Origin of the sequence: Sphingomonas sp. PR090111-T3T-6A (genome assembly GCF_000383095.1) — a bacterium.
GTDB lineage: Bacteria > Pseudomonadota > Alphaproteobacteria > Sphingomonadales > Sphingomonadaceae > Solisphingomonas.
The window spans coordinates 162,596-187,724 of the sequence record NZ_AORL01000019.1; the positions used below are offsets into that span (position 1 = coordinate 162,596).

The following is a 25,129-nucleotide window of genomic DNA, read 5'->3' on the forward strand; positions in this document are numbered from 1 at the left end:
GTCGGCGAAGCTGTTTCAGGACGGCAGTCGATTCTGCCCAGCGACTTGAAGAGTGCTCGCGCCAGCTTTGCGCCCCATTGCCGCCATCTCGTGGCCCGATTGATGAGCCCGAAACCTGCCTTCTGTTCATGTTGGATGTGACCGATCCTCCGACGTCGCCTCGAAGGACGAAGCTGTCGTTCGCTGCGACAGTGATGAACGAAAGCCGTTATCAGAAGCAGACGCAGTACGTTTTGCGGATCGGACACCCCCAATTGCGTTCCTCTCACCGGCTGGGAAAGGACGATCCTTCGAGGCAGAAGCGCCACGGCGTTTCCACGCCCACACTAATCCCGATTCTGGGGCCGGCACTGATCGACGCAGGCCGCGTGCAGGGCCATAATTCGAAGGGCGGCTGGTTGAGGGAGTGGCCATCATATCGGCCACCAATCCCTAGCGCCTGACAAAGGCGCCCCGGCCCGGCACAGAAGCGCCGAAGATCGGCTGTACCACGGCGCTCAGCCATTTGATCGAGACCGGCTGTCGGCTCAAGCGCCCGGATCAGCACGCCACTGGCCGGCAGGCATACGAAGTTCAGGCACCAGTGGATGCCATAGCTTCTGTAGACATAGGCGCGGCCCGGCGGACCGAACATGCTCGCATTGCGCGATGTCCGTCCCCGGTAGCAGTGGGATGCCGGATCGTTGGCGTCATAGGCTTCCGTCTCGACGATCACACCGCCGACACCGTCCACCAGGAGAGTGACGCCGATCAGCGCTCGCGCAACGGTTTCCACATCCCGCGCAAAAAAGTCCGCTGGAAGCTGCGGGCCTTCATCGATCAAGGGCATGCCATCAGCCACTCGCCTGTGCGCAACAAGTCCCTCTCATGTTGCCGGATTCCACCCTCTGCAAAGGGAGACTAACCCAAGGGCGAAATCCGACGCCCCGGGATTACGCGCCGCCTCACAGTTCGCGAATATCCGCTCTCCGACAGACAGGCTTGCGCGCAGCGAGAGAATGATCAAACGCTCAGGAAATGGCCGCCCGGAGTTCCCGATACGCTGCCACCAGTTGCTCGAGCGAGAAGGCGCGGTTCCTGCCGCTCGGATTGGGGAGAACCCAGATCCGTGACGTTCCCATCTCTGCGGCCTGCCGGCCCCAGCCGACTTCGCGTTGGCCCGAGAGGACCGAATAAGCAGCCTTCCCGAGAAAGGCGAGATGATGCGGCGCGTAACGCGCAACCTTGTGTTCAAAGCCGGTCGCCGCGGCCGCAAACTCCTCCTGCGAGAGCTGGTCTGCCCGCGCAGTGGGCCGCTCGACCACTGATGTCATGCCGCATCCATAGCGAAGCACATCCCGGTCCCTCTCGGGCGCGATCTCGTGCGGCGTAAATCCGGCGAGATGGAGCACACGCCAGAAGCGATTGCTCCGACCCATAAAATGATGGCCCGTAGCCGCCGCCCTCAATCCGGGATTGATGCCGCAGAACAGCACCAAGAGGTCGTCGGCGATAACATCGGGCAGCGTGTCGTGCACGATGTCCTCCGGAGCCAGCGCGTCCGGCCTCCTCTGCATCATCCGCAAATCACATCCACCGCTCTGCGCGCCAGTTCTTCGAGCCGCTCGCGAGACGTCCCGGCGCGTGCGCGGATCGCAATCGTGTGCATTGTTGCGGACGCCAGAAAGGCAAGCGCATCCACATCCGCCCCATCCTCGAGTTCACCGGCCCGCTGCGCCAATCGGAACCGCGCTTCGAAATACACGTCGAGCGTCTGGAACCCTTCGCTCACCATCTGCCGGATCTCGGCATCCTCCGGAGCCTCGGTGATCGCGGTGCCGACGACCAGGCATCCGTGCGCCCAGCCCTCCCCGAAGAAATAGAGCGATAGCGATGCCTCATAGGCCCGCATCAAGGCTTCCCTGAGCGTGCCTCCCTCCAGCGCCTCGCGCATCATCTCGAACTTGGCGTCCCAATAGGCGCCGAGCACCTTGAGATAGAGGTCATGCTTGTCGCCGAACGCCGCGCGCAGGCTCGGCCGGTTCATGCCTGTCGCCGCCGCGATCTCGTCGAGCGACGTGCCGGCATAGCCGCTCTTCCAGAAGGCATGCATCGCGCGCTGGAGCGCCTCCTCGGGATCATAGGCCCGCGGCCTCCCGCGACGCTTCACCTCCGCCTCGCCGTATTTTGTTCCATTTCGTATAAAATCCTTGACGGACCATCCGCTCCGCTATATTTGTCCATCATCGAACAAAATTCAACAACAATCGGGGCAAGCAGCCCGAATGGCAGGTTCCCAAGGGATTTCCGGGCTTCTGTCCGCGCTTTCCCGTGTCGGCGTTCCGATCGAGATGACGGGTGAGACTATGCAAAAGCAACTCGAAGAGGCGATTGAGAGCACGGCCCCGGAAGCGGGCGCCAGCGCGCCGAAGCCGACATGGAAGCAGCGGCTGCGCCGTCCCCTGATGATCGGGGTTCCGGTGCTGCTGCTCCTTGGCGGTGCGGCGATGTACCGGGCCGACAAGCCCTATGTCAGCACCGACGACGCCTTCGTCCGGGCGACCAAGGGATCGATCAACGCGCGCGTTTCCGGCCAGGTGGTGGAAATCGCAGTGCGGGACAATCAGGTCGTCCGTAAAGGGCAGCTGCTGTTCCGGATCGACCCCGAACCCTATCAGATCGCCGTCGAGCAGGCCGAAGCGCGCCTCGCCAATGCGAGGCTTCAGGTCCTGGGCCTGAAGGCGACCTATCGCCAGCAGCTCGCCGACGTGCAGTCGTCAAAGGACACCGCCCAGTTCAGCGCGCAGGAGTTCGACCGTAAGAAAAACCTGCTCGCGTCCGACTTCACCTCGCGCTCCGCCTATGAGCAGTCGGAGACCGACTATAAGGTGGCGCGCCAGCACATCGTTTCGGCCGAGCAGCAGGTTTCGAACACGGTTGCCGCGCTGAACGGCGACCCGAATATCGCGATCGATCGGCATCCGACCGTCCGCGACGCCAAGGCCCAGCTCGATCGCGCCCGGCTCGATCTCTCCTACACGCGGATCGTCGCGCCGGACGACGGGATCGTCACCAAGGTCGACGACCTGCAACTGGGCGATTTCGTCAACAGCGGTTCGGCCGTCTTTTCGATGATGTCGACGCGGCGCATCTGGGTCGAGGCGAACTTCCGGGAGACCGGCCTCACCCATATGCGGCCGGGCCAGCCGGCCACGATCGTCGTCGATGCCTATCCCCGGCACGTCTTCAACGCGCATGTCGCCAGCCTCAGCCCCGGCACGGGATCGGAGTTCGCGGTGCTGCCGCCCGAAAACGCCACCGGCAACTGGGTGAAGGTGGTCCAGCGCCTGCCGGTGCGGCTGGAGTTCGACAGCATCGATCCGGGCCGGCCGCTCTATTCCGGCATCAGCGTCACCGCCCGCATCGACACGCGCCGCGCGGCGCAGGCCCGGTGAGCGCCATGCGCGCCCTGCCGTCCTCGCCCGAGGGCCACCGCACGGTGATGGTCGCAGCACTGCTGGCGACCTACCTGCAAGCGGTGAACATCTCGCTGCCCAATGCGGCGGTGCTGCATGTTCAGGGCGCGCTGTCGATGTCCGACGACGAGATCGGCTGGGTCTTTTCCTCCTACATCGCGGCGAGCGCCGTCACCTTCCCGATGGCGCGCTGGCTCGCCGGGGCGTTCGGACGCAAGGCCGTATTTTTGGCGTCGCTGACGTTCTTCGCCATCGGCATCCTGCTCGACACGCAGGCGACGACGCCTTTGCAGTTCGTGGGCGCGCGGATCGTCCAGGGCGCGGCGAGCGGTCCGATCGCGCCCCTGTCGCTGGCCATCCTGCTCGACGGGCTACCGCCCGAACGCCATGCGCGGATGACGTTGCTCTCCACGGTGACGGTGCTGGTCGGCATCCTCAGCGGCCCGGCCATCGGCGGCTGGATCAGCGAGTTTCACGACTGGCGGCTGATGTTTTACCTGGGCCTGCCGGCGACCGGCCTGATCTTTCTGGCGATGGCCCTGTCCCTGCCGGAGAAGAAGGCCGAGCAGAACCCGCCCTTCGATTTCTTCGGCCTGGCGACCTTCTCGCTCGGGATGGTGGGGCTGCAGATGCTGCTCGATCGCGGCGAGCGGATGGAATGGTTCGCGTCCACCGAAAGCTGGGTCGAGGCCGCGGCGTCTGCGCTGGGCTTCTATCTCTACGCGGTCCACATCCTGACATCTCCCGGCCACTTCCTGAACAAGGCGCTGTTCCGGGATCGCAACTTCACGCTCTCGACGGTGATCTTCTTCGCCTTCGGTTTCGTGCTGCTGCCGACGCTGGCGCTGACTTCGCCCATGCTCGAGGAATTGCTCGGCTACCCCCCCGACATCACGGGCTACATGACCATCCCGCGTGGCGCGGCGCTGGTGAGCGCGGTCATCCTGACCTCCCATGCGCCGAAATGGGCCGACAACCGCCTGCTCGTGATCGGCGGCATCGCCCTCACCGCGTGCGGCAACTGGCTGATGCTCGGCTATTCGCCACTGATGGACTGGACGCTCGTGGTCATCGCGGGTGCCGTTCAGGGCGCGGGGCTGGGCGTGCTCATGCCAGCGCTCGGCAAGACGGCGTTCAGCACGCTCGATCCGAAATTCCGCCCCGAAGGCGGCGCGCTCTTCAATCTGGCGCGGCTTTACGGGAGCACGATCGGCATCGCGATCGTCCAGATCTTCTTCTACGACAATACGCAGATGCTGCATCTGGCGCTCGCCAAGAATCTGACGCCGCATCACGCCGTGGGGCCTGTCGCGGGCCTCTTCTCCGGCTCGGGCGTTGCGGCCCTCAACGAGATGCTCACGGGGCAGGCGGCGATCATCGCGGTGATCGACCAGTTCAAGCTCCTGATGATCGTCATCCTCATCGTCAGTCCCCTTGCTTTGCTTCTCCGCAAACCGCGGTCGCTCAACTGAATTGCGCGGAGTCCTGCCATGATTTCCAAGACATCGATCCTTTGGGGCCAGGCCGCCCGGACCACCATCGCAGCGGTCGCGGCGCTGGGCCTGCTGACAGGCTGCACGGTCGGGCCCGATTTCCAGAGGCCCGCCCCGCTCGGCTCGCACCATTATGACCGACAGGCGGAGCAGCAGCTCAGCGCCAATGACGGCGCCAGCGCGCCGCGCATCGATCTCGCCCGCAAGCCGGATGGGGATTGGTGGGCGAGCCTCCACTCGACGCGGCTCGATCAGGTGATGCGGCAGGCGATCGGCGGAAATCTGAACCTCACCGCCGCCGACGCCACCATCGCGCAGGCCAACGAAGCCGTCGCCGCCGCGCGCGGCGGGCTGAGTCCGCAAGTCGATTTTGGCGCGAGCGGCGGCCGGCAGGGCGCGGGCGGCGCGGCCTCGAACGTCTATACGGTCGGGCCGACGGTGAGCTTCGATTTCGACATCTTCGGCAGCAAGAAAAGGCTGGTCGAGGAGCGTGTCGCGCTCGCCGATCTTCAGCGGCATCGCTACGACGCCGCCTATCTCACGCTCACCGGCGATGTCGCGAGCCAGGCGCTGCTGCTGGCCTCGGCGCGGGCGCAGATCGGCGCGGTCGAGGTGCTGCTCGATCAGGACCGGAAGACTCTCGACCTCGTCCGCACCGCGCACCAGCTCGGCAGCGCCACGCAGGTGGATGTCGCGCTGGCGACGACCCAGCTCGCGCAGGACCAGACGCTGCTCCCGCCTCTGGCCCAGCAGCGCGACGTGGCGCGCCACGCGCTCTCCGTGCTCGCGGGGAAAGGACCGGCCGACTGGACGCCGCCGGACTTCGACATGTCGGACTTCGCGCTGCCCGCCGACATGCCGGTGAGCCTGCCATCCGAAGTCGCGCATGATCGCCCCGACATATTGGAGGCCGAGGCCCAGCTCCACGCCGCCAGCGCGGCGATCGGCGTGGCGACGGCGGATCTCTATCCGCGCCTCCAGCTCTCGGCCTCGCTGGCCGCGGCGGGGCCGGGCATCGGCACGCTCTGGAGCGTCGCCGGCGGTCTTGCAGCGCCGATCTTCCATGGCGGCACGCTCAAGGCCAATCGCCGCGCCTCGGTCGACGGCTACAAGGCCTCGCTTGCCGACTATCGGCAGACCATCGTCCATTCGCTCGGCCAGGTGGCCGATGTGTTGCAGGCGATCAACCACGATGCCGAGGAATATGCCGCGCAGGAGCACGCCCTCAGCGCCGCCGAGGCCAGCCTCCGGCTGAACCAGGCGGGCTATCGCGCGGGCGAGATCGGCGTGCTTCAGGTGCTCGACGCCCAGCGCGGCTATCAGCGCGCGCTGCTCGGCGAAATTCAGGCGAGGACGGCGCAATATCTCGACGCCGTCCAGCTCTCGGTCGCGCTCGGCGGCAATTCCGATGGCGCCTTCGCACGGAGAACGGCATCCAGCGACGCCCGATAGAGTTCGAAGTCGCTGCAACCGGCCCGTTCGAGAGGCGGGCCACCCCACCGGGCAAACGTCACCCTTTGAGGCGGATGCCCCTGACGCAGGAGCATCACCATGTCCCCCTCTGAAGCCTTCCAACAAACACGGATTCCCTTGCATTCGGGCACGGGCAGCATCCCGGCCATCGGGTTCGGAACGCTGATCGCTGATCCCGCCGCCGCCAAGCAGGCCGTCAAGATCGCACTGGCGACCGGCTTCCGGCACATCGACACGGCGGAACTCTATCGCACCGAGCATGTCGTCGGAGAGGCGCTGCACGAGGCCTTTATCGAGGGCATCGTGCGCCGCGAGGATCTCTTCGTCACCGCGAAGCTGTGGAACAACAATCACCGCCCCGAGCGCGTCGGCCCCGCCTTCGAGGCGAGCCTGCGCCGCCTGCAGCTCGATTATGTCGACGCTTATCTGATCCACACGCCTTTCGCCTTCCCGCCGACCGACGAACAGCATCCGAAGGACGAGCAGGGCCAGCCGATCTACGACACCGGCGTGACGCTGGAGGAAACGTGGCGCGCGATGGAGCGCCTCGTCGACGAGGGCAAAGCGCGTTCCATCGGCCTGTCCGATATTCAGTTGGAGAAGCTGAAGGACATTGTGGGCATCGCCCGGATCAAGCCCGCCGCGGTTCAGGTCGAGGCGCATCCCTATCTGCCCGAATGGGAATTGCTCGAATATTGCCGGCGGCACGGGATCGTCTTGCAGGCGTTCGCGGCGCTCGGCCACGGGATGGAGCCGCGGCTGATCGAGGATCCGGTCATCACCGGAATCGCGCAGCGGATCGGCAAGACCCCGGCGCAGGTTGCTCTGGCATGGGCGGTGCAGCGCGGCACGGCCTTCCTCACCACGTCGGTCACGCCACACCGAATCCGCGAGAATTTCGACATCTCCCCGCTGCCAGAGGATGCGATGGCGGAGATCCGCGAGAATATCGGAATGAGCGTGCGGCTCAACCAGGTCGTGCAGACTGGCGTGCCCGGATTTGTCCCGCCTTCGCCTGGCTCACGGCCGTAGATCGCATCCCTACGCCGCGCTCCCCTCCCATGACCAGCAGGTCAAACAGGGAAGAGCGTGCGGCTGGCGCTTTGGTCGTGGAATGAACGGCTCCTCGCTTGCGAGAGCCGGCAAGTTCAAATTTCGGTCCTTCGGATACTGCGGGCTATAACCGGGGGATCGGGGTGATCCCAGTCTGCCAGACGGCATCGCACGCTGTTCTCTCTGGTGGCGATCCGACATTCTCCCGGTGGATAAAACTCAAGGAGAGAAGGATGGACGACCAGACCATCAGGCTAGCGCTGGAGCACCACTGGAAAGCGTCGGACGCCGGCGATTTCGAAGCCGAACATGCAATCTACCATGATGACGCCGTGCTTGATTATCCGCAGTCGGGCGAACGACTCCGTGGGCGCGACACGATCTGCATGAGCCGTTACCTCCAGCCCAGCAGAAAGCGCTTCAGCGTGCGGCGCATTCTCGGCGGCGATGACCTTTGGATCACGGAATTCACGCTCAGCTATGACGATGTGCCGTCCTACGCCGTGAGCATCATGGAGTTTCGTGCAGGTCGGGTTGTTCACGAGACGCAATATTTCGCTGATCGCTTCGATCCTGCGCCATCGCGAGCCCATCTGGTGGAACATGTGGCCGGCCAATGAAGCCCGTTCGCCGAAGCAGAGCCAACAAGGTGTCTGGACGCTCGAGCGGATGGAAGTTTGGTTTTGCCCGCCCGGGCGAGGGACGTGCGAAGGACAGCTTGTCTCGCGACGTCCCATCAGCCGTCCGTCCAGCGTCTATCAGAATTCCATCCGGTCCTGTTCAGCTGGCAAGGCTCGACTCTCCGGGTCGGCCGTCGCGAGCAGTATTCTCACACCATGAACGGACAGCAGCTCTCAGGCTGCTGGCTTTTCGGGGCATCGAATGGTCGGCATTGCGGCGCGAGCCTGTCCGCCCGCTCGATGCCGATCGAGTGGCGACTTCTGCCCCAACCAGACGTTCGCACGTTGGTCGAGCAATGGCGTGAATGGCGCGATATCTGTCCATCGGCGCGATCGCACTCCCATCTTTCTTTAGGCCGTTGTGGCCGTTGTGGCCGTTGGAGAAGGAAAATGGGAAAGGCACAATATGACCCCGTCGATGCAGGACATCGCGCTTGGAATGCGGGGCTAAAGGTCGGCGCGAAGCGGGCACTGAAGCCAAGGCAAGTCTGGGCAATCAGGTTCTTCCTCGACGAACATCGCCGCATTCGCGATCGGGCGCTGTTCGACCTGGCGATCGACAGCAAGCTGCGCGGTTGCGACGTCGTGAAGGTGAAAATTGGAGACCTTGTCCTAGGCGGGCAAATCCGCACTCGCGCGATCGTCATCCAGGCGAAGACCGGCAAGCCGGTGCAGTTCGAGCTGATGACCGACGCGCGCGCCAGCCTGCTGGCATGGCTGGAACGGCGCGGCGGTGCGCTGAACGACTATGTCTTCCCGAGCAGGATCGATCATACCGGTCACCTCAGCACGCGCCAGTATGCGCGGCTCGTCGACGAGTGGGTTGTCGGCGTCGGGCTTCGGCGGGAAGAGTATAGGACGCACTCGCTTCGGCGCACTAAGGCCTCGATCATTTACAAGGCCACCGGGAACCTGCGCGCGGTGCAGATTCTGCTTGGCCACACCAAGATCGAGAATACCGTTCGCTACCTGGGCGTGGACGTTGAGGACGCTCTGACATTGGCAGAGGGGACCGAGATTTGAACACTCCGGCTCCCCGCCGTTCGCGAGGAGCCGGTCAGGTCTGCGCCTAATCTCAGTCGTTCAGGGCGTCGAGTGCGGAGTTCGATACCGGTCATTCGTTGATCTTCACCGGCCACCGCGACTGGGCCTCGTCGTTTGGGGCGAAGTGAGGCGTTGTGGAGGGGCCGGCTTTTATGCCGCCGATCTCGCACCCACCCGGCTGGCTTCTTCTAAAGCCGCGAGTGCGGTCAGCGCCGCTGTGTATCCGAGAATCGGATGGACAGCGTCCCCGATCCATTTCGCCAGGTTCTTTCGCTTCAGCGGGAGGTCATTCGGCGCAAAGTCGAACCAATCGGGAAAGCCCTGAATACGAGCAGCTTCCCTCGGCGTGATCACTCGTCGCTGAAGCGAATGCACGTAGCGCCCTTGTCCCGGCGTGCCGAAGCCGGTCGTGATCGTTTGAGCGGGTCGATTCCAATGCAACCGGCCGTAAACGGCGGTGTAGGTCGTGCCGTTCTTGTGGCAATCCGGACGCTGATCGTCCGGGAGGTCGTGCAAATCGTTATCGAACAGATAGTCGATACGAGCGATGTTGACTGGTGTGAGGTTGGGTGCGGAGTCGAGCAAGCTTTCGCCTTCCCGATCGACTAGATCACCGATCGCCCATGAAAGCGGCATTGCGGGGGCCGCGAGCCGTTTCCCGGATTGCAGCAGATAATCCGGTTCCAACACGCGACCTTTGACCGCCAGCAGGAAGTGGCGTTGACGCCGCTGTGCGGCTCCCAACTCGTCGGCCTTGAGGACGGCCATCGACACGCCGTATCCGCAGGATCGCAACAGGCCCGCCGCTGTCGCAACGACGTCCGAGTGGGAATTCTGGACGGTCGGTACGTTTTCGAGAAGAACGACTTCCGCACCGAGAGCGACACCGAGCGCCACGGCGGTAACGTAAAGGTCGTTCCTGGGGTCTTGTCGTCGCGTGTGATTGTTGAGATTCGAGTGGCCTTGGCAGGGTGGCCCGGCAATGAACATATCCACTGTGCCGACCCTCCGCAGGTCGGAATGAACGATCTCCGGATCGTACCCGAAGTGCGCGGCCTCGCCGGTATCCACAACATGGAAATCGACCAGCGACGCCACGCTCGTTGCGAGATGCTTTCTCGCACCAAGATTATGCCGGTGGATATGGACGGCCGTCGCATCGGTATCGACGATCGCCGTGAAATCGACCTTGCGACCTACAGCCTCGGCGGCGAGCGCAACGCCAAGTCCGAGGCCGCCGGACCCGCAGAATGCGTCCACTATCTTGAGCGGTTTCGCATCCGTCTCTCCGGAAACTTGCTTGCCTCGAAGTATCGACTGCCAAAAAGCCGCCTCATCCGAAAGTTCGGTATCGGCGACGTCATCCACAGAGGTTTGATGAATAGATCCGTTTGAACGGACTTTTCTCACTATTAGACCATCAACTCTTTCGAACGATTGCTGCAACTGTCGATCTCACTCGGTGCTCTGCGCGAGACGCTCCCACTCCGATTCGATGAACTGGGTAGCCCGCGCCTCGGTCATTACCTCAAACATGAGGTTGGATCGAGCCCTTTTGAGGTGCTTCGCGAAATCCCGGATTTGCGCGATTTTAAGGCGAGGTTTGCGTTTTGCCTTGGCCGGAAACTGAAATTCCAGCAAGGCTCGTGCGAAGGTCCGGACGTCGCCGTAGCCCTGCCGGAACACGTGGCTGCGCCAGAAGTCGATATCGCCGAGCTTCGCCAAGGCGTAGTGATCTTTCGCATTCTGGTCGAAGGCGATCTCCGCCCGGACCCACAAGCGATAGGGCCAATTCTCGCCTGCTCCCCCGACCCCGAAGTTTTGCAGGTTCCGTTTTCCCGCGTAGCGGAGATCAATTGCCTCCTCGCAATGCGTCACGGCCAACCAGATCCAAAACTCCGCGTTCGCCAGCGCTGGATGAGACGGCAAAAGTTTGTGAACTTCGGGCGCGGCCAGAGCTTCGAAAGGACCGCCATCCGATTTGGACTTTACGGGATGCTTGTCCAACAGGGACAGAAGCACAGACCCGACCTCCGCGCCGATCGACTCCCAGTCGGCGTCCAGTCCCTCGTCCCCGAGGCGGGGCGTCGGCAAGCTCGGTTTGTTGTCGCCTTCGGCGAGAAGATATGGGCGGACTTCGGCCTTGCTCAATATCGGATAGGGCATAAAGCGGTCCCTTATAGTGCGCGGACAACCGAAAGACGATCTTGCAAGATCGCTCTCAGTTTAGACGGGCGGGCGCACAGTTTCTTAAGATCGTCGAGCCCTAAAGGCTCGGCATCACCGAGCTGCTTTGCGAGGGTGGCAAGCGGGCTGGACGAATCGATAGTTTCGAGATCCTTCCACTCGTCCACGCTGTCTAGCATTATCGACAAGATGATTTCCGCTGCGAGCATCGGTTGTAGCGCGTCGCCGATCGGCGAGCCGATCATCTTATTATGGGCATCGATATGGATATGGACGGTCGCGACGGAGCTTCCGTCCTCCATCTCACCGGCAATGCCACCGGCGTAATCGACGGCGAAGAACGTCTTGGCCGGATAGCCGGCGGCGATCCAGGCCTCGTCGGTCCTCGTCTGGAGATCGAACAGAGCCGGCATCGTCCGCGAACGGAGAAGAAAGGCCTTGCGGGCGAGCCAGTGGCCGGGAACGAAGGGGGTTCCCGGTGTCGGCTCGCGATCCGTCGAGAGACACAGAGCAAGTGTCAGGAGCAGGTTGCGACCACCGCCGAGCCGTTCGAGCAAGTCCGGCTGGACGGGAATGTCGGCCGGCAGCTCCCCTGAAAGCGGATAACGCGCTACGACTTCGGCACGTTTCAGAAACGAGTGGCGGCCGATCAACACCAGCTCGATGTCGTCAATGGACAGGCCTTCCGGCATCCACAGCGAGGGTTCGACGAGTGTGATATGTACACTCGGTTCGAGTTTCTGAAAATCGATCTCGTCGAGATCGAACGACGTGTCTTCGAACGTATCACCGTTGGCAAACAAGCGAATGCCGGAGTCGTCGAGCGCATTTTCCGCGTTCGCGGTTTCGAAGAAGGGGCGGACGTCCCTCGGTTCGGTCCGATGCCACGCAACGCTCATTGTTCGATCTCCACAGGCTCGACTTCCGGAACGAAGCGAACCGTCCAGAGAGGATCGTAGGCACCCGTTTCGCAATCGAAGTGCGCTCCGTCCGCTTGGGTCAGGTCGAAGACCTTCCAGCCGGGACGCGTCTCGTCTTCCGTCAACTCGACGTTCGCTGTCACGGCGACTTCAAGGGAATCACCGACTGCTCCATCTTCGATAACGGGGCATGTCACGCGGACACGAGCCTTGAGGCTATCGACGTTTTCTTCCGATTTCAGTTTGACGTCGAACGATGCTTTCAGCCGAAGAGAGTTGCCCTCGGCGCTTGCGCGCGGCTCTTGATCGTATGTCAAATGGATCGGTGCGGACGACGGCTCGGGGTTGGGCTGCGGCCCCTTTTTCGTGGGCGTGAGGAAGTTCGCGAGCGTCCTCTCCAATACGGACAGCCGCTTCGGCCGAGGCGGCGGCGGGGGAGAGGCCGTGCCTTGGCATTGCTTGATGGCCCGGCGCACCCCGCTCAGCACCTTATTGACGATTTCGCGTTTCCGACCGGTCTGATCCTGAAGGCGACGCGCATTCCGGTCCCAGCGATCGTGGGCCGGTGGCTCGGCAGCCCGGAGAATGTCGTCGATATCCTCCGCGCCCAAGAACGCTCCCGCCATCGCTGGGGTGCCGACGGACCACTGCCGATAATATGCGACGACCATCAGCGGGCTGCGGATGAGTGCGACCGCATCGACATGATCCTCGTCGACGAGAGGATTGTCCTTCTCATCGCGCTCAAGAACGACGAATCCCGACGTCCCGATGTTCGTGCCTTCCGACTTGTTGAAAGGCCGGTGGAAGGTCCGCCTTCCATCGGGCGGCGATTTTCCGATCGCTGTTTCGAAGGCTTCTAGGAAGGGTTTGAGATCCTCCCGCTTACGCGGGCGCGGGAAAGAAATGTCGCCCTTCGTATCGACGACGCGGATGTCGAGGAGGTTCGAAAGCAAGCGGGGCCACCACCAGTCCTCAATGCCCCGAAGAATTCCAGCGGCATCGACGGCAGCATCCACGATCAGCACCGACGTGCCGAAATCCTCGTCTCCGCGCACGTCGAAGCCGAGCTTGGCCGCGTGCGCGTCCGCCTCGTCATCGCGCAGCGGCTCGACAATCTGATGCGCGTTCGGGCCGTCCTCAGTCACGTCGCGACCGAACCAAGCGCGCCCCGTGAAACCGGCATCGTCATGCTTATGTTTGCGGTAATAGCCGCACCCGAAGAGGATCGACGTCGGGTTGCCGTCGCCATCGGACGTCCGGCTGTAGGCGTAGATAGTGAGGATCGCCGAGTTCGAGCTGTAAACCGACTTTCCGAAGCCGTAGGAGCCGCCCGTTCCGTGCTCGGTATGCTCCTTCCCGCCGTCACCCAAGGACAGCAAGAACCGCGCGAATTTCGAATCCGTATCGCTCGGATCACCGGCCAGGCCGGTGGTGTTGTAGTCGTTCACGAAAAGAAGCGTCATGGGCTTCTTGCCGTTCTGGAGATCGGCGATGCAGTTCGGCTCTTTGAAGCCGAGCTTGGCCTCTCGCTGCGCGATGGCGGTCAAGCCGGCGGCGGCGACGAAAGCCGTCTTATCCTTTCCCGTTATGGCCTTCGCGACGAACTCGACACGCACCTTCTGTTCGCCTTCGGCATGGGCATCGACGCTGTTCTGGATCGCTTCTCGGGCCAGCACCGACGCGGGGGCCATGCCGGACGACGCAAGCGTGTTGGTGAACGCTTCGCCGGTAGCTCCCCCCATCGGCGGATTGTTTTCGAACACCCAATCGCTCGTCGGAAGCGCCGCCTTCAGCTTGATTACGCCCTTCGCCATCACACTCCCTTTTCGACATCCATAGGGCGGGTTTCCACGAGCGCTGCTTCGCCCCGAAGAAAATCCTCCATCTCGACCAGCAGCCTATCAGGCTGCTTCAAACTACACTGCCACACCGTCAGGACCCGCCATCCACTGCCGGTCAGCTCCGCCGCCTTCCTCGCATCGCGTTCCCGATTGGCCGAAATTTTCGCCGCCCAGAATTCCGTTCTCGTCTTCGGCAAGCGCCCCAAACGGCACGAGTGCCCGTGCCAGAAACAGCCGTGTACGAAAAGCACCGCTTTCCGACTGCCGAAAACAAGATCGGGCGTCCCGGGCAATCCCTTCTTGTGAAGCCGGTAGCGCCAGCCTGCGGCATGGAGCAAGCTTCGAACTATCCATTCCGGCTTCGTGTTTTTCGGGCCGACACGCGCCATCAGCGTGCTCCGCTTCTCGGGCGATATCGTGTCAGCCACGGCTCTTATTCGAGACTGAAAGTCTGATCGGACGTTCCGCCGGTCTCAGCGAAGCGCGTTTTCGTGCCGTCGACTGCCTTCTGGAGCGCTTTGACGATCTTTTTGATGTCTTCGTCGGTAAAATCGTATGCCGCACGGTTCGAAAGGTTTCCGATCAGACGAATTTGATCGATCGCCTTCGTAACCCTCTGATTTGCAAGCTGTACGAACTTCTCTCGCTTGTCGCGCATGACCGTCTCCGTGATTCTGTAACGCATAATCCTAAAACCTGCGTCATGAGTCAACGATTTGGCTCAGGATATTTGTCACATTTGTAGAATGTGCTATACATTCTGCAAATGTACTATCTGGACATGGGTGTTTGTGCCATTCTGCCTACGCCGCTTTGCGTGTGGGTGGCCCATCACGATCACGACGACATACGTCGACCATCGATCGGACGGGTGTGTCGGAATCCGATGCCAAAAGGACATCAACCTGTGGATCGTCATCCGCTCACCGCCCCGAGTGACGTTGTGCCATTCGCACGCTGGTTTCCACGAAGCGAGGGAGGCATTGTCGAGCCAGCCTTGGTGTCAACTCTGCACGTCGCCCCCTCGGAGAATGCAGAAGGCTTCGACCCGGCTTTTAAGCTCCGGCTTCGATTGCAGAGTTTGTTCGCTGCCTGAAGCGCCTTGATGGCGCGCATCAGGCTATATTCTTCGCTCGGATGGGGAAATTGACAGAGCGCCCTATGCAATGAGCATCATTAACATCGAAGCGTAATGCTCCCGAGGAGTGTGCTCCTACCGCCAAGACAAAAACTGGAGCGGCAGCTTTCGGCCTGGCTTTCGCGATGAGTAGTGGATCCTTTGTCATCAGCGGCTAACTTAACGAAGGGCGGCTCACCGCGATTGCCTGCCTGAAACCCGCTGGTCGGCAAACGGCCAAGAGCGGACGATCCCTGCGATGGGTCAAACCGCCGATCGGTGGCAAGTTGATGTCCGCTTCAGCGGATGCTCTGCCTAATATTTCCGATCGATGACTGCCCGATCTGAATGGTACGTTGTCACTGACAATTCGGTCGTTGGCACTAATAAAGCCAAGATGTGCCGTGAGGTAATGTGTTTATACCGGATTAGTGTAGGATAAATGAAGTCTATCCCGTTAAATGAAAAAGGGGATGGACCTGAACCGACCCGCTGCGGCTCGGGGATTTCTCCTGACCAAGGTTTTTCATGTTCAACATACAGAGTGCCATTGATGGCGCGCTCACGTCAGCGCGCCTCATCCAGCTGCCGCTCGAAGCGACGGATGCTATCCCTGAACTTTTGACAGGTTCTGTCGGCATGCCCCGCTGTTCGGTTTGCTTGCCCGATCTGCATCTTGTCTTGGCAGCTACCGCAGACGACCACGCAGGACGGTTTCGCGACGCAGTGCGGGTGGCCGCGAACGCGTTCGACAGCAACGTCCTGATGATAGCTCATGGGAAGTGGCCAGAGAGGCTTAATCCGGTCCAGATCTCAGCGCTGCTCAAGTTGAGTAGCGGCCATCTGCTGCTCGACAATCTGCTCTTTTATCGAGATCGCGAAGACGGGCTGTGGTTCATCCCAGCGAACGGTCGAGGCCCTTGGCTCGCCATTGGGCCCGACGGGCTGCATCTCTCGATGACGGCGCCCTACATCGACCAGGATGAGCGGTCGGACGGCCTGTGCCGGGCTGCGGCTCAAATCGTTCGCCTGTGGGGCAGCTACTGAGATGGTACGTCACTCCGTGCCCGCGAAGTTCGCGGGCGGCGCATTTCGCCCAAAGCTTTCGGAGGATGATCCGTTGAGCTGGCTGTATCTCAATCCGGCGATCGAAGGGTTTGAGGCGGCATCAGGATATACGTTCGGCGTGCTTCGTCGCACATTTCGCGGCCGCACGAACAGCGCAGCCGAATTCTGCCGCCTGAAGGCGCAGCCGACCCCGCCTGCGGAGAAAGCAACAGCCATTCCCTGGCCGGTCACCGCGGAGAAAATCGAGGTCTTGCTTCCAACGGGCGCGGATGATCGCTTCCTCGATCCACGATTGCTGGTTGAGGAGATCGATGCCCGCTCGGTGGAGAGCGGGCAGGCCTTGCTCACCTACGTCACCCTCGGCTTTCCCGATGTATGTCGGATCCACGAGGCTTGGGAGAAAACGCGGGCCTTCGTCCGATCAAGCTTTGTCCGGCGGCGCAAGCTGCCTGTGATCCTCGTCCTCCATGTCCCGGCGCGCGCCGGTTCGGACGGCGACGTGCATTGTCATCTGCTGATCTCGCCTCGGCAAATGGATGGGATCGGCCTGCGCGGCTTCGAACGGCGGCTCTGTCACGATGAGGGGCAAGCCATCATCCATGCCGAGTGGCTCGACCATGTTTCGAACTGGGAGGCGTGACGATGGACCAGATCGAACGTGTGGCCCGTATCACGGCAACCAAGGGCTGGGTTGAGGTCGCGAAGCTGCGTGCCATCATCGAGCGAGCCCAAGCCCTACTCGACGAACCGGCCGCCATGACGCGCGCGGCGTCGGACCAGGTTTGTCGTTCCGCCGCTTATGACTGGGAAAAGCAGGAATTGTTCGCGGTCGGGCAGGGCAGGCATCTCTATCGGGGCAGTGTCGCGGACTTTGCGACGGGGGAGGGGCTGACCCAGATCTTCCATGCCAGCTATGCGCGATCCGAGCGCGAATTCCGCCGGATCATGGCGAAGGAACTCCCCGGTTGGCTGGTTGACGGCGCCGTCGTCGCTCGGGACGGGAACACGAAAATCGCCGGCGAGGATCTATTTCTATCGCCAGCGCTTCGTCGCCTTCTCTCGACGACGGAGAATGGGGAGGGGAGTTTTGCTGTCCTCTCGTTCCAGGCGCGCCTCCATACGAACTCGTCGTGATGCGCGGCAACCTGCACGCCGCACAAACTTGAGCGGTTTCCCATTGCAGCCAGGGCGGGCGACCGACCAGTCGGCATTCGATTGCAGCAGACATGCTGCGCATTTCCAGGGCTGCTCTGTGGGGCGGCCCTTCTGCATTTTTTCGGAGTATCCATGGATTTCGACCCTTTGTCACTGGCTCGCCCGGGCCGGCTCCCTCGCGTCCCAAAACGGCTCCCAACAACGGTTTCGGTGACCGTCTGTCCGCGATCTGGCCGTGGGGGGCGGCCTCGCGTCCATGGCGAGCCAACAATCGACACAAGATGGGAAAAGCTCTTTGAGCCTGTCGAGCTGGGCGGCCGACGTTCCATGCGCGTGTCGTCAGCCGACCGCTTCCCTCGCCTCGATGAACTTGTTGCGGGGGCTCCGTGGGCCGAACAGCTTGTACGCGACGTCGAACGCCAATTGCGCACGCAACTGGCGCTTGGGCGCCCCTGGGTGGCGATCGAGCCCGTTCTCCTCGTCGGGCCGCCCGGCGTGGGGAAGACGTGGTTCGCACGTAAACTGGGGGCGGCGCTTGGCATCGCCACGCTGGTGGCGGAGCTCTCTACCATGTCCGACGATCGAATGCTGAGTGGGACAGCAAGCGGATATCAAAGCGCACAGCCCGGCTGGCCGCTTGTCGCAATCGCCGGCACGGGCATCGCCAATCCGCTTCTCATACTCGACGAGATCGACAAGGCAGGCGGCTCGAAGGCTAATGGCCGACCGCACCAGACTCTGCTCTCGATGTTGGAGCCGGCTTCCGCAAAATCTTGGTATGATCAGTGCCTGCTCACTGCGTGCGACATCTCTCACGTCAATTGGATGGCCTGCGGCAATCGCACGGACACGATCCCGGCACCTCTCCTCTCGCGATTCCGGATCGTAGAGGTGCCGCATCCGAAGCCGGCCGATTTCGAGGCCATCCTCGTCTCTCTGATCCGCGACCTTGCCTCCGCCTGGGAGGTGCCACCGAGCCTCCTTCCTGACCTGCCACCGACCGTGCTTCGGTTGCTGCGCCATGCGTTTTTGAGCGAGCCGTCCGTTCGTGACCTTGCTCGAAACGTCCGCGCCGTGTTCGGGGCGCTGTTCGCGGACGGCCATGGTCCGCGCCGGCAGTGAGAGCAGAGCTGGCTCGGCCACCAGCGGCATATGCGGCATCGCTCTCGGCGAAGGGAGCGGCGTCAACATCATGCTGGTTGACTTGGTCCCCAGCTTTCCTCCAGCTGACGCTATCCGTCACCGTCGTGGACACTCCGACGTACAATATGGTGGTACAAAGGTAGGAATATTCAGCAAGAAGGCGCTGCCTAAGCTATTGAATTTGCGTGCTGCATTCGAGAAGTGACGGCTCCCGTTGGGGTCACCATTTCCGGCTTCCCTCGCTTAAAGCCCACCATCCGGTTTTCACGCATTTGCCGATGCAGCGGAGTGGTTATGGCTTGCCTCGACGCGGCTGGAATCCAGGATCGCCGGGAATCAGAGGTATAGGCACGCCGACGCCGTGGCGCCGACGTGCCCCATCGATCAGAACGGATAGTAGCGGAAGCTCAGGAAGCCCATGTTCTGGCTGACCTGCGGCATGCCGCCCACGCCCGCGAAGAGCTGGCGCTGCGTGTAGCTGTACTGGATGCCCACCTGCGCGCGGCCGTAGGAGCCCTGATAGAGCTTCTCCCAGAAACCGGCCGTGAGCTGGCGGATGCGACGGGTGTTGCCGGCGCAGGCGCCGCCTTCGATGAAGCAGCCGCTGTTGTTGGCGGTCGGCAGGCCGACGCCATAGGTGCCGCCGCTCAGGACCTTGCGATTCTCCTGCTCTTCGCCGGCGAAGGCGTAGACATCGAGCATCTTGGTCGCGTGCAGGGTCGCGCCGCCGAGCAGCATGAACTCGTTCAGCGGGTGGATCTGCCCGTCGGCCGAGAAGGTCACGTCGGGCAGGCCGGCCGAGCCATAGCGCCCGATGCCCTTGCCGCCGATGCCGGAGAATTGCGCATCGAGCACGCCCGGCACGATCTGCGCCACGATGCTGCCGCCATAGCCGTAGCCGGTGGCCGTATTGTTGCCGGCGCCGTTCAGGTGCGCGTCGAAGCTGCGCACCAACCCGAAGCCTTCGACATGCACCGCATTGCCCGCGATGTGCGTGTCGTAGGCGACCTTGGCGATGCCGTCCGGCAGATGGTTGAGCGACAGCGTGTTGGCGGCGTCGAAGCCCGAGCCGGCCTGCTGGTTGTTGGTGACGTTGGGCGGCACCGTGCCGGCGAAGGTCGTCTGCGGGTTTTCGGCCGCCACCGCGATCCAGAGCTTGTGATCGAGGAAGTCGCCGGCGAGGCGGATGCCCGGTTGGCGCGCCCAGGCGAAGCCGGGGACGTACTGCGCGTCGATCTGCGGCGGGGTCAGCTCGGCGCGCGGGACGATGCCCTTGGCGTTGGTGGTGAGCAGCGACCAGTTCTGGCCGGCCAGCAGGTGCCAGCCATGATCGCCCTCGTTCCAGTCGATCGTGCCGTAGAGGGTGCGGATGCGCGGATTATAGCTGTTCGACTGGTTGGAGTTGGCGGTCTGCGCGCCGCCCTGGAAGTCGAACTCGCCATACATGCCGAGCTGCACATGCGGATTGACCGCGCCTTCCGCGAGGAAGGAGAGGCGGCTCTGGCGCGCCGAGAAGCGGCCTTCCGAAGTGTGGCTCGCGCGGTTGTTCGGGAAGGGGATCGAGAAGCTCGACGAGATGTCGTTGCCCTGGAAATGCTGGCGGTAGATGCCGGCAAGCTCGAGATAGCCGCCCGGCGTGATGGTGATGCCCTTGAAGTAGAGCTTGCTGTTGTGGTGCTCCTTGTCGATCGCCGAGGCGATCTGGGTGTTCACCTGCTCCTTGGTGACCGGTGGCGTGGCGGCGACCTGCGTCTGCACCGCCTGCACCTCGGTGCGGGTGGCCTGGAGCGCGCTGTTGGTCGATTCGACCTGCGCCTGCGTCGCGACCTGCGAGGTCTTCTGCGCGCCGATCTCGCTGCGCAGCGCCTCGACCTCCTCCTGAAGCGCCTTCACCTGCGCCTGGAGCTGCTGATTGCCTGCCGGCGCCTTGTGGCGCGGCTTGTGCGCGGTGGCGGCGCCGGCGGTGCCTGCCACCAGGATGTTCGCCGCTGCGGCAGCGAGAAGCGCTGAACGCAATTTCATGAAATTTGCCCCTTTGGATGAGTGAACCGGAAGGGGCGCTAGGTAGATCGCATGACTCTTATATTACATGAGAGTCGATGTAAGAAGTGGATTGGCGGAAATCCTCAGTTTCTCGTGATTTTTGATGGAGTGAAATTAATTTCACTTTGCAAGTGCGGATGATTTGAGATGATTGGTGATCTCTAAGTCGAGACTCCATTTCGACTGGCATGGAAATTCATATCGGTGATGGGCATTTTCATGTCTCGCCAGAATCGAGTCATGGGCTGATGCGTGGGGCCGATCCGATCCGGTGCGCGCGCCGTCATGCTCACTGAGCCGCTGCGCTTTCAGGACGTCCGCAACACCAGCACCTTCCGGCTGACGCTGGTGTTCGGTCTGGTCTTCGCGCTCGGCGTGGCCGTGCTCCTGGGGCTGATCTACGAACTCTCCGCCCGCGAGCTGACCAGCCGCAGCGACCGTATCCTCCGCACCGAGGCAGGGCTGCTGAGCGCGGTGCCGGCCGACCAGCTGCCGGATCGCATCCGTACCGAGATCAGCCGCAACACCAGCGGGCTCAACTATTTCGAGCTGAAGGCGATCGACGGCGAGCATGTCGCCGGCAACATCCGCATGTCGCGCGATCCCGCGCCCGATCATGCGAGCGACATCGCCGCCGGTGTGGTGGGGGATCGGCCGATCCGTCTGCTGGCGGTGCGCATGCCTTCGGACGAGACGCTGCTGATCGGGCGGGACATCAGCCCGATCGTCGACCTGCGGCATCGCGTGCTGGCGATCCTGATCTGGAGCGGGCTGGCCACGGCGCTGTCGGTGCTGGTCAGCAGCTTCGCGCTCAGCCTCGCGCCGCTGCGCCGGCTGCGGGATCTGCAACGGGCCAGCCGCGTGATCGCCGCCGGCAATCTGGAAGCGCGGATGCCACTGATGGGGCGTGGCGACGAACTCGATCTGTTCGCCGGCACCGTCAACACGATGGTGGAGGAGGTGGGCCGCGTCGTCGCGCAGGTGAAGGGGGTGACGGACGCCGTCGCCCATGATCTGCGCACGCCGCTCACCCGCGTCCGCAGCCAGCTCTATCGCGTCCGCCAGTCGCCCGGCGTCGAGACGCAGGCGGCGGCAATGATCGAGGCTGCGACCGAGGATCTGGATGTCGTGCTCGACCGCTTCGCCGCGCTGCTGCGCATCTCGGAGCTGGAGGCGCGGGGGCGCCGGGCGGGCTTCGGCGCGATCGACCTCGGCCGCCTCGCGCGTGACGTCTGCGACCTCTACGAGCCGCTCGCCGAGGAGCGATCGGTATCGCTGGAGCTGCTCTCCTCGCCGGAGACGGAGGTGCGGGGCGATGCCAAGCTGCTGTTCGAGGCGGTCAGCAATCTGGTCGACAATGCCATCAAGTTCGTGGCGGAGGGCGGGCATGTGGCGGTGACGGTCGCGGCCGGCCCTCATGGCCCGGTCATCGAAGTTTGCGACGATGGCCCCGGCATCGCCCCGGACGAGCGGCGTGCAGTCCTCCGGCGCTTCCATCGCAGCGCCGACGCTACCGATATTCCCGGCACGGGGCTTGGCCTCAGCGTCGTGGCCGCGATCGTGCATCTGCACGGCTTCGGGCTGGAGTTCGACGATGCGGAGCCCGGCCTCGTCGTCCGTATCCGCTGTGCAGAAGTGCTGGATGGCCGTGAAATTCATTTCACTCGCCAGCCGATGAAAACAGGACGATGAAATCGTCGCTGGTTCATTGTCGAATGGAAGGGCGGTCTTCTTCGGCGTGTCAGCGATCTATCGCCGATTTTATCGACGAACATACGAATGAGATCATGACGAGATCAGGGTGGGAGCGATTCTGCCCGAAGGAGATCATTGTGCGCAAAATCCTTGTGATCGGTGCGATCGCTTCGGCGGCGTTTTCCTTTTCGGCTTATGCGTCGGCCGGCCATGCGTCGGGGCTGAGCTTCCGGGAACTGGAATATCAGGCGCCGCGCGACCCGCTGCTGCCATCCAACGCCGCGATCGGCGACCTGCACCACACGCCTGCCGCCGATCTGGCCCCGGCGGCCGAGGCGCTGAACCAGGCGATCCCGGCCGGCACCTCCCGCGCGGACGCCGAGGCCATGCTGGGCAAGGCCGGCGCGAAATGCCGCGCCGATGGCGCTTCCAGCGAGCGGTGCAGCTATTTCGACGTCGCCACCCGCGACGAATATGTCGATGATGTGCACTGGAACGTGAAGCTCGATCTGGTCAACGACAAGGTCGCCAGCCTCGCGGTGGATCGTCTTTGGTCGCGCCATTGATCGGCTGAAGACGGGAGCCTGATCCGGTTCGGTCCCTTGCCCCCGCCGGCTCAGGCTCTATCCTGCATCCATGGCCCGTATCCTCGTCATCGAAGATGATGTCGCAACCGCACAGGAAATCGCCACGGAGCTGACCGCCCACGGCCATGCGGTGGCGCAGGTGCATGACGGGCAGACCGCGCTCGAAATGGCGATGCGCGAGCCGTTCGATGCGATCACGCTCGATCGCATGTTGCCGGGCATGGATGGCCTCGCCCTCGTCGAGCAGTTGCGCGAGCGGCGTGTCCTGCTGCCGGTGCTGATGATCAGCGCGCTCAGCGACGTGGACGACCGTATCGCGGGCCTGCGCGCGGGCGGCGACGATTATCTCATCAAGCCCTTCGCCTCCAACGAGATGGCGATGCGCGTCGAGGTGTTGCTGCGCCGCCGCCAGCAATCCTCCGAAAGCGCGATCCTGCGCGTGGGTGGCATCGAGCTGGACCTGATCCGCCGCAAGGTGCGTGTGGAGGGCGAGCCGGTGCGGCTGCTCCACATGGAGTTCCGCCTGCTCGAATTCCTCGCCCGCAATGCCGGCGACGTGATGAGCCGGCGGATCATCTTCGAGCAGGTGTGGGGCTATTATTTCGATCCCGGCGCGAATCTCATCAACGTCCATATTGGCCGCCTGCGCAAGAAGCTCGATCGCCCGGACAAGCCCTCCGCCATCGTCACCGTGAAGGGCGAGGGCTATCGGCTCGATGCTGTCTGACCGGCTGCGCTTCCGGGATATCCGCAACACCAGCACCTTTCGGCTGACGCTGCTGCTGGGGCTGGTGGCGGCGATCGGCGTGGTGGCGCTGCTCGGGCTGATCTACGGCCTCTCCGCCCGCGAGCTGGATGCCCGCAGCGATCGCATCCTGCGCGCCGAGGCCGCACGGCTGGAGGGAACGCCGCGCGATCAGCTGCCCGATCGCATCCGGGCGGCGATCCGGCACAGCGTGAGCGGCCTCAACTATTACGGCCTGCTCGATCCCGCGGGGCGGCCGCTGGAGGGCAATCTCAGGGGCTCGTCTGGCTTCGTGCCGGGACATGTGCGCGAGATCGCCGGGCGGCCGGGGCGGCATGGCCCGGTCCGTCTGCTCGCCGAGCGGACCGCGGCGGGCGAGACGATCCTGATCGGCCGCGATATCACGCCTCTGGTGGACCTGCGCCGGCGCGTGTTCGAGGTGCTGACCTTCAGCGGCGTGGTGATCGCGCTGCTGATCCTGATCGCGGGCACGCTGCTGAGCTTCGCGCCGCTGCGCCGTCTCGGGCGGCTTCAGCGCTCCGCCCACAGGATCGCGGCCGGCCATCTGGAGGAACGGATGCCCATCCTCGGGCGCGGCGACGAACTCGATCTGTTCGCCGGCACGGTCAACACGATGGTGGACGAGGTGGGCCGCGTCGTCTCGCAGGTGAAGGCCGTCACCGATGCGGTGGCGCATGATCTGCGCACGCCGCTCACCCGCGTGCGCGCCCAGCTCTACCGCGCCGGCCAGCAGCCGGACATCACGCCGGTGCTGGCGGGCAAGGTGGAGGCGGCGCTGGCCGATCTCGACATGGTGCTGGAACGCTTCGCGGCGCTGCTGCGCATCTCCGAGCTGGAGACGGGGAGCCGTCGTGCCGGCTTCCGCGCCGTCGATCTGCCGGCCCTGGCGCGCACCGCGCTCGATCTCTACGAGCCGCTGGCCGAGGAGCGTGGGATCGCGATGACGCTGGAGGCGGCCGATGGCGCGCAGGTGTTCGGCGACGACAAGCTGCTGTTCGAGGCGGTCGGCAACCTCATCGACAATGCCATCAAGTTCGCGCCGGCCGGTGGCCATGTGGACGTCCGCGTCCTGCGGGCCGGGGATGAGGTCTGGATCGAAATCAGGGACAATGGGCCGGGCATCCCGACCGATCAGCGCAAGGCCGTGCTGCGACGATTCCATCGTGGCGCGGGAAGTGAGGGGATCGAAGGCTCCGGTCTGGGCCTCAGTGTTGTCGTCGCGATCGCGCATCTTCATCAGTTTTCCTTGGAGTTCGATGACGCGAAACCCGGCTTGATTGCGCGGCTTGGCTGCTCAAGCCGCTGATTTTACGCGATACAGTGAAAATCATTTCACTCGCCATTCCCGCCGCGGGGGGCGAATAGGCCTCCCGTCGGCGTTGCGGCGCGGCTCTTAACCCCGCCGT

At 63.3% G+C, this 25,129-nt stretch carries 24 protein-coding genes; 14 read left to right on the forward strand and 10 right to left on the reverse strand.

All coding sequences use genetic code 11. From position 1 onward, the window contains the following. Positions 1–265: 265 nt before the first annotated feature. The 3 genes from ST3T6A_RS21120 to ST3T6A_RS0109615 all read right to left on the reverse strand — a co-directional run bounded on the left by ST3T6A_RS21120 (position 266) and on the right by ST3T6A_RS0109615 (position 2,149). On the reverse strand, positions 266–829 hold the full coding sequence (locus tag ST3T6A_RS21120) for a DNA-3-methyladenine glycosylase (RefSeq protein ID WP_083937430.1): 564 nt from the start codon (positions 827–829) through the stop codon (positions 266–268). A 181-nt stretch (positions 830–1,010) separates the two neighbouring features. Continuing rightward, on the reverse strand, positions 1,011–1,517 hold the full coding sequence (mug, locus tag ST3T6A_RS0109610) for a G/U mismatch-specific DNA glycosylase (RefSeq protein ID WP_026359574.1): 507 nt from the start codon (positions 1,515–1,517) through the stop codon (positions 1,011–1,013). Positions 1,518–1,555: 38 nt separating this feature from the next. Further along, the gene (locus ST3T6A_RS0109615; protein ID WP_019832701.1) at positions 1,556–2,149 is read right to left on the reverse strand and encodes a TetR/AcrR family transcriptional regulator; all 594 of its coding nucleotides are present in this window, start codon (positions 2,147–2,149) and stop codon (positions 1,556–1,558) included. A 196-nt stretch (positions 2,150–2,345) separates the two neighbouring features. Here ST3T6A_RS0109615 and ST3T6A_RS0109620 point away from each other — a divergent pair, with 196 nt between their 5' ends. From ST3T6A_RS0109620 to ST3T6A_RS0109645, 6 genes are all read left to right on the forward strand, one after another. Continuing rightward, positions 2,346–3,434, forward strand: a complete 1,089-nt coding sequence (locus tag ST3T6A_RS0109620) for an HlyD family secretion protein (protein ID WP_019832702.1) — start codon at positions 2,346–2,348, stop codon at positions 3,432–3,434. A 5-nt stretch (positions 3,435–3,439) separates the two neighbouring features. Further along, positions 3,440–4,927 carry an MFS transporter gene (locus ST3T6A_RS0109625; RefSeq protein ID WP_019832703.1) on the forward strand — a complete coding sequence of 496 codons (1,488 nt, stop codon included), beginning with the start codon at positions 3,440–3,442 and terminating at the stop codon, positions 4,925–4,927. 18 nt (positions 4,928–4,945) lie between these two features. Continuing rightward, positions 4,946–6,400 (forward strand): efflux transporter outer membrane subunit, encoded by a 1,455-nt coding sequence (locus ST3T6A_RS0109630; protein ID WP_019832704.1) that lies wholly within the window; start codon positions 4,946–4,948, stop codon positions 6,398–6,400. A gap of 99 nt (positions 6,401–6,499) precedes the next feature. Beyond that, complete coding sequence (locus ST3T6A_RS0109635; protein WP_026359576.1) at positions 6,500–7,453, forward strand: aldo/keto reductase; 954 nt, start codon at positions 6,500–6,502, stop codon at positions 7,451–7,453. Between the two features lie 254 nt (positions 7,454–7,707). Further along, positions 7,708–8,094 carry a nuclear transport factor 2 family protein gene (locus ST3T6A_RS0109640; protein WP_019832706.1) on the forward strand — a complete coding sequence of 129 codons (387 nt, stop codon included), beginning with the start codon at positions 7,708–7,710 and terminating at the stop codon, positions 8,092–8,094. Between the two features lie 450 nt (positions 8,095–8,544). Continuing rightward, positions 8,545–9,177 (forward strand): tyrosine-type recombinase/integrase, encoded by a 633-nt coding sequence (locus ST3T6A_RS0109645; RefSeq protein ID WP_019832707.1) that lies wholly within the window; start codon positions 8,545–8,547, stop codon positions 9,175–9,177. Between the two features lie 171 nt (positions 9,178–9,348). Here ST3T6A_RS0109645 and ST3T6A_RS21125 read toward each other — a convergent pair whose 3' ends face one another. From ST3T6A_RS21125 to ST3T6A_RS0109675, 6 genes are all read right to left on the reverse strand, one after another. Next, complete coding sequence (locus ST3T6A_RS21125) at positions 9,349–10,566, reverse strand: DNA cytosine methyltransferase (protein ID WP_019832708.1); 1,218 nt, start codon at positions 10,564–10,566, stop codon at positions 9,349–9,351. A gap of 87 nt (positions 10,567–10,653) precedes the next feature. Then, positions 10,654–11,364, reverse strand: a complete 711-nt coding sequence (locus ST3T6A_RS0109655; RefSeq protein ID WP_019832709.1) for a hypothetical protein — start codon at positions 11,362–11,364, stop codon at positions 10,654–10,656. An 11-nt stretch (positions 11,365–11,375) separates the two neighbouring features. Next, a complete protein-coding gene (locus ST3T6A_RS0109660; protein WP_019832710.1) occupies positions 11,376–12,284 on the reverse strand; it encodes a hypothetical protein in 909 nt (302 codons plus the stop codon). Continuing rightward, entirely contained in the window at positions 12,281–14,122 is a 1,842-nt protein-coding gene (locus ST3T6A_RS0109665) for a hypothetical protein (protein ID WP_019832711.1), read from the reverse strand. Before ST3T6A_RS0109665 ends, ST3T6A_RS0109660 begins: the two co-directional genes overlap by 4 nt. After that, the gene (locus ST3T6A_RS0109670) at positions 14,122–14,577 is read right to left on the reverse strand and encodes a very short patch repair endonuclease (RefSeq protein ID WP_083937434.1); all 456 of its coding nucleotides are present in this window, start codon (positions 14,575–14,577) and stop codon (positions 14,122–14,124) included. The genes ST3T6A_RS0109665 and ST3T6A_RS0109670 overlap by 1 nt, the downstream gene beginning before the upstream one ends. Before the next feature lie 5 nt (positions 14,578–14,582). Then, positions 14,583–14,807: a hypothetical protein gene (locus ST3T6A_RS0109675; protein WP_037538288.1), complete on the reverse strand. Its 225-nt coding sequence runs from the start codon at positions 14,805–14,807 to the stop codon at positions 14,583–14,585. Positions 14,808–15,794: 987 nt separating this feature from the next. Between ST3T6A_RS0109675 and ST3T6A_RS0109680 the strand changes: the two genes are divergently transcribed. The 4 genes from ST3T6A_RS0109680 to ST3T6A_RS19805 all read left to right on the forward strand — a co-directional run bounded on the left by ST3T6A_RS0109680 (position 15,795) and on the right by ST3T6A_RS19805 (position 18,611). Further along, positions 15,795–16,313: a hypothetical protein gene (locus tag ST3T6A_RS0109680; protein ID WP_019832714.1), complete on the forward strand. Its 519-nt coding sequence runs from the start codon at positions 15,795–15,797 to the stop codon at positions 16,311–16,313. A 16-nt stretch (positions 16,314–16,329) separates the two neighbouring features. Further along, positions 16,330–16,974 (forward strand): hypothetical protein, encoded by a 645-nt coding sequence (locus ST3T6A_RS19800; RefSeq protein WP_157602691.1) that lies wholly within the window; start codon positions 16,330–16,332, stop codon positions 16,972–16,974. A 2-nt stretch (positions 16,975–16,976) separates the two neighbouring features. Continuing rightward, positions 16,977–17,468, forward strand: coding sequence for a hypothetical protein (locus ST3T6A_RS0109690; RefSeq protein WP_019832716.1), 492 nt, complete (start codon positions 16,977–16,979; stop codon positions 17,466–17,468). 354 nt (positions 17,469–17,822) lie between these two features. Next, on the forward strand, positions 17,823–18,611 hold the full coding sequence (locus tag ST3T6A_RS19805; RefSeq protein WP_235785765.1) for an AAA family ATPase: 789 nt from the start codon (positions 17,823–17,825) through the stop codon (positions 18,609–18,611). 405 nt (positions 18,612–19,016) lie between these two features. On the opposite strand, the gene ST3T6A_RS0109700 is transcribed toward ST3T6A_RS19805, so the two are convergent. Next, complete coding sequence (locus ST3T6A_RS0109700; RefSeq protein WP_019832718.1) at positions 19,017–20,654, reverse strand: hypothetical protein; 1,638 nt, start codon at positions 20,652–20,654, stop codon at positions 19,017–19,019. Between the two features lie 306 nt (positions 20,655–20,960). Between ST3T6A_RS0109700 and ST3T6A_RS0109705 the strand changes: the two genes are divergently transcribed. The 4 genes from ST3T6A_RS0109705 (at position 20,961) to ST3T6A_RS0109720 (ending at position 25,029) form a co-directional block, all read left to right on the forward strand. Beyond that, positions 20,961–22,367 carry a sensor histidine kinase gene (locus tag ST3T6A_RS0109705; RefSeq protein WP_037538197.1) on the forward strand — a complete coding sequence of 469 codons (1,407 nt, stop codon included), beginning with the start codon at positions 20,961–20,963 and terminating at the stop codon, positions 22,365–22,367. Then, positions 22,364–22,936 (forward strand): hypothetical protein, encoded by a 573-nt coding sequence (locus ST3T6A_RS0109710; protein ID WP_157602693.1) that lies wholly within the window; start codon positions 22,364–22,366, stop codon positions 22,934–22,936. Before ST3T6A_RS0109705 ends, ST3T6A_RS0109710 begins: the two co-directional genes overlap by 4 nt. Before the next feature lie 70 nt (positions 22,937–23,006). Next, a complete protein-coding gene (locus ST3T6A_RS0109715; RefSeq protein ID WP_019832721.1) occupies positions 23,007–23,684 on the forward strand; it encodes a response regulator transcription factor in 678 nt (225 codons plus the stop codon). Further along, positions 23,674–25,029 (forward strand): sensor histidine kinase, encoded by a 1,356-nt coding sequence (locus ST3T6A_RS0109720; RefSeq protein ID WP_019832722.1) that lies wholly within the window; start codon positions 23,674–23,676, stop codon positions 25,027–25,029. The genes ST3T6A_RS0109715 and ST3T6A_RS0109720 overlap by 11 nt, the downstream gene beginning before the upstream one ends. The last annotated feature ends 100 nt before the right edge of the window (positions 25,030–25,129 follow it).

What these genes read in the sequence shown, in the direction of transcription:
- ST3T6A_RS0109620 (WP_019832702.1), top strand. Translation starts at nt 2,346, where the DNA reads ATGCAAAAGCAACTCGAAGAGGCGATTGAGAGCACGGCCCCGGAAGCG.
- ST3T6A_RS0109640 (WP_019832706.1), top strand. Translation starts at nt 7,708, where the DNA reads ATGGACGACCAGACCATCAGGCTAGCGCTGGAGCACCACTGGAAAGCG.
- ST3T6A_RS0109660 (WP_019832710.1), bottom strand. Translation starts at nt 12,284, where the DNA reads ATGAGCGTTGCGTGGCATCGGACCGAACCGAGGGACGTCCGCCCCTTC.
- ST3T6A_RS0109645 (WP_019832707.1), top strand. Translation starts at nt 8,545, where the DNA reads ATGGGAAAGGCACAATATGACCCCGTCGATGCAGGACATCGCGCTTGG.
- ST3T6A_RS0109630 (WP_019832704.1), top strand. Translation starts at nt 4,946, where the DNA reads ATGATTTCCAAGACATCGATCCTTTGGGGCCAGGCCGCCCGGACCACC.
- ST3T6A_RS0109710 (WP_157602693.1), top strand. Translation starts at nt 22,364, where the DNA reads ATGAAATCGTCGCTGGTTCATTGTCGAATGGAAGGGCGGTCTTCTTCG.
- ST3T6A_RS0109665 (WP_019832711.1), bottom strand. Translation starts at nt 14,122, where the DNA reads ATGGCGAAGGGCGTAATCAAGCTGAAGGCGGCGCTTCCGACGAGCGAT.
- ST3T6A_RS21120 (WP_083937430.1), bottom strand. Translation starts at nt 829, where the DNA reads ATGCCCTTGATCGATGAAGGCCCGCAGCTTCCAGCGGACTTTTTTGCG.
- ST3T6A_RS0109705 (WP_037538197.1), top strand. Translation starts at nt 20,961, where the DNA reads ATGCTCACTGAGCCGCTGCGCTTTCAGGACGTCCGCAACACCAGCACC.
- ST3T6A_RS0109690 (WP_019832716.1), top strand. Translation starts at nt 16,977, where the DNA reads ATGGACCAGATCGAACGTGTGGCCCGTATCACGGCAACCAAGGGCTGG.
- ST3T6A_RS0109675 (WP_037538288.1), bottom strand. Translation starts at nt 14,807, where the DNA reads ATGCGCGACAAGCGAGAGAAGTTCGTACAGCTTGCAAATCAGAGGGTT.
- ST3T6A_RS0109680 (WP_019832714.1), top strand. Translation starts at nt 15,795, where the DNA reads ATGTTCAACATACAGAGTGCCATTGATGGCGCGCTCACGTCAGCGCGC.
- ST3T6A_RS0109625 (WP_019832703.1), top strand. Translation starts at nt 3,440, where the DNA reads ATGCGCGCCCTGCCGTCCTCGCCCGAGGGCCACCGCACGGTGATGGTC.
- ST3T6A_RS0109720 (WP_019832722.1), top strand. Translation starts at nt 23,674, where the DNA reads ATGCTGTCTGACCGGCTGCGCTTCCGGGATATCCGCAACACCAGCACC.
- ST3T6A_RS0109635 (WP_026359576.1), top strand. Translation starts at nt 6,500, where the DNA reads ATGTCCCCCTCTGAAGCCTTCCAACAAACACGGATTCCCTTGCATTCG.
- ST3T6A_RS0109715 (WP_019832721.1), top strand. Translation starts at nt 23,007, where the DNA reads ATGGCCCGTATCCTCGTCATCGAAGATGATGTCGCAACCGCACAGGAA.
- ST3T6A_RS0109700 (WP_019832718.1), bottom strand. Translation starts at nt 20,654, where the DNA reads ATGAAATTGCGTTCAGCGCTTCTCGCTGCCGCAGCGGCGAACATCCTG.
- ST3T6A_RS0109655 (WP_019832709.1), bottom strand. Translation starts at nt 11,364, where the DNA reads ATGCCCTATCCGATATTGAGCAAGGCCGAAGTCCGCCCATATCTTCTC.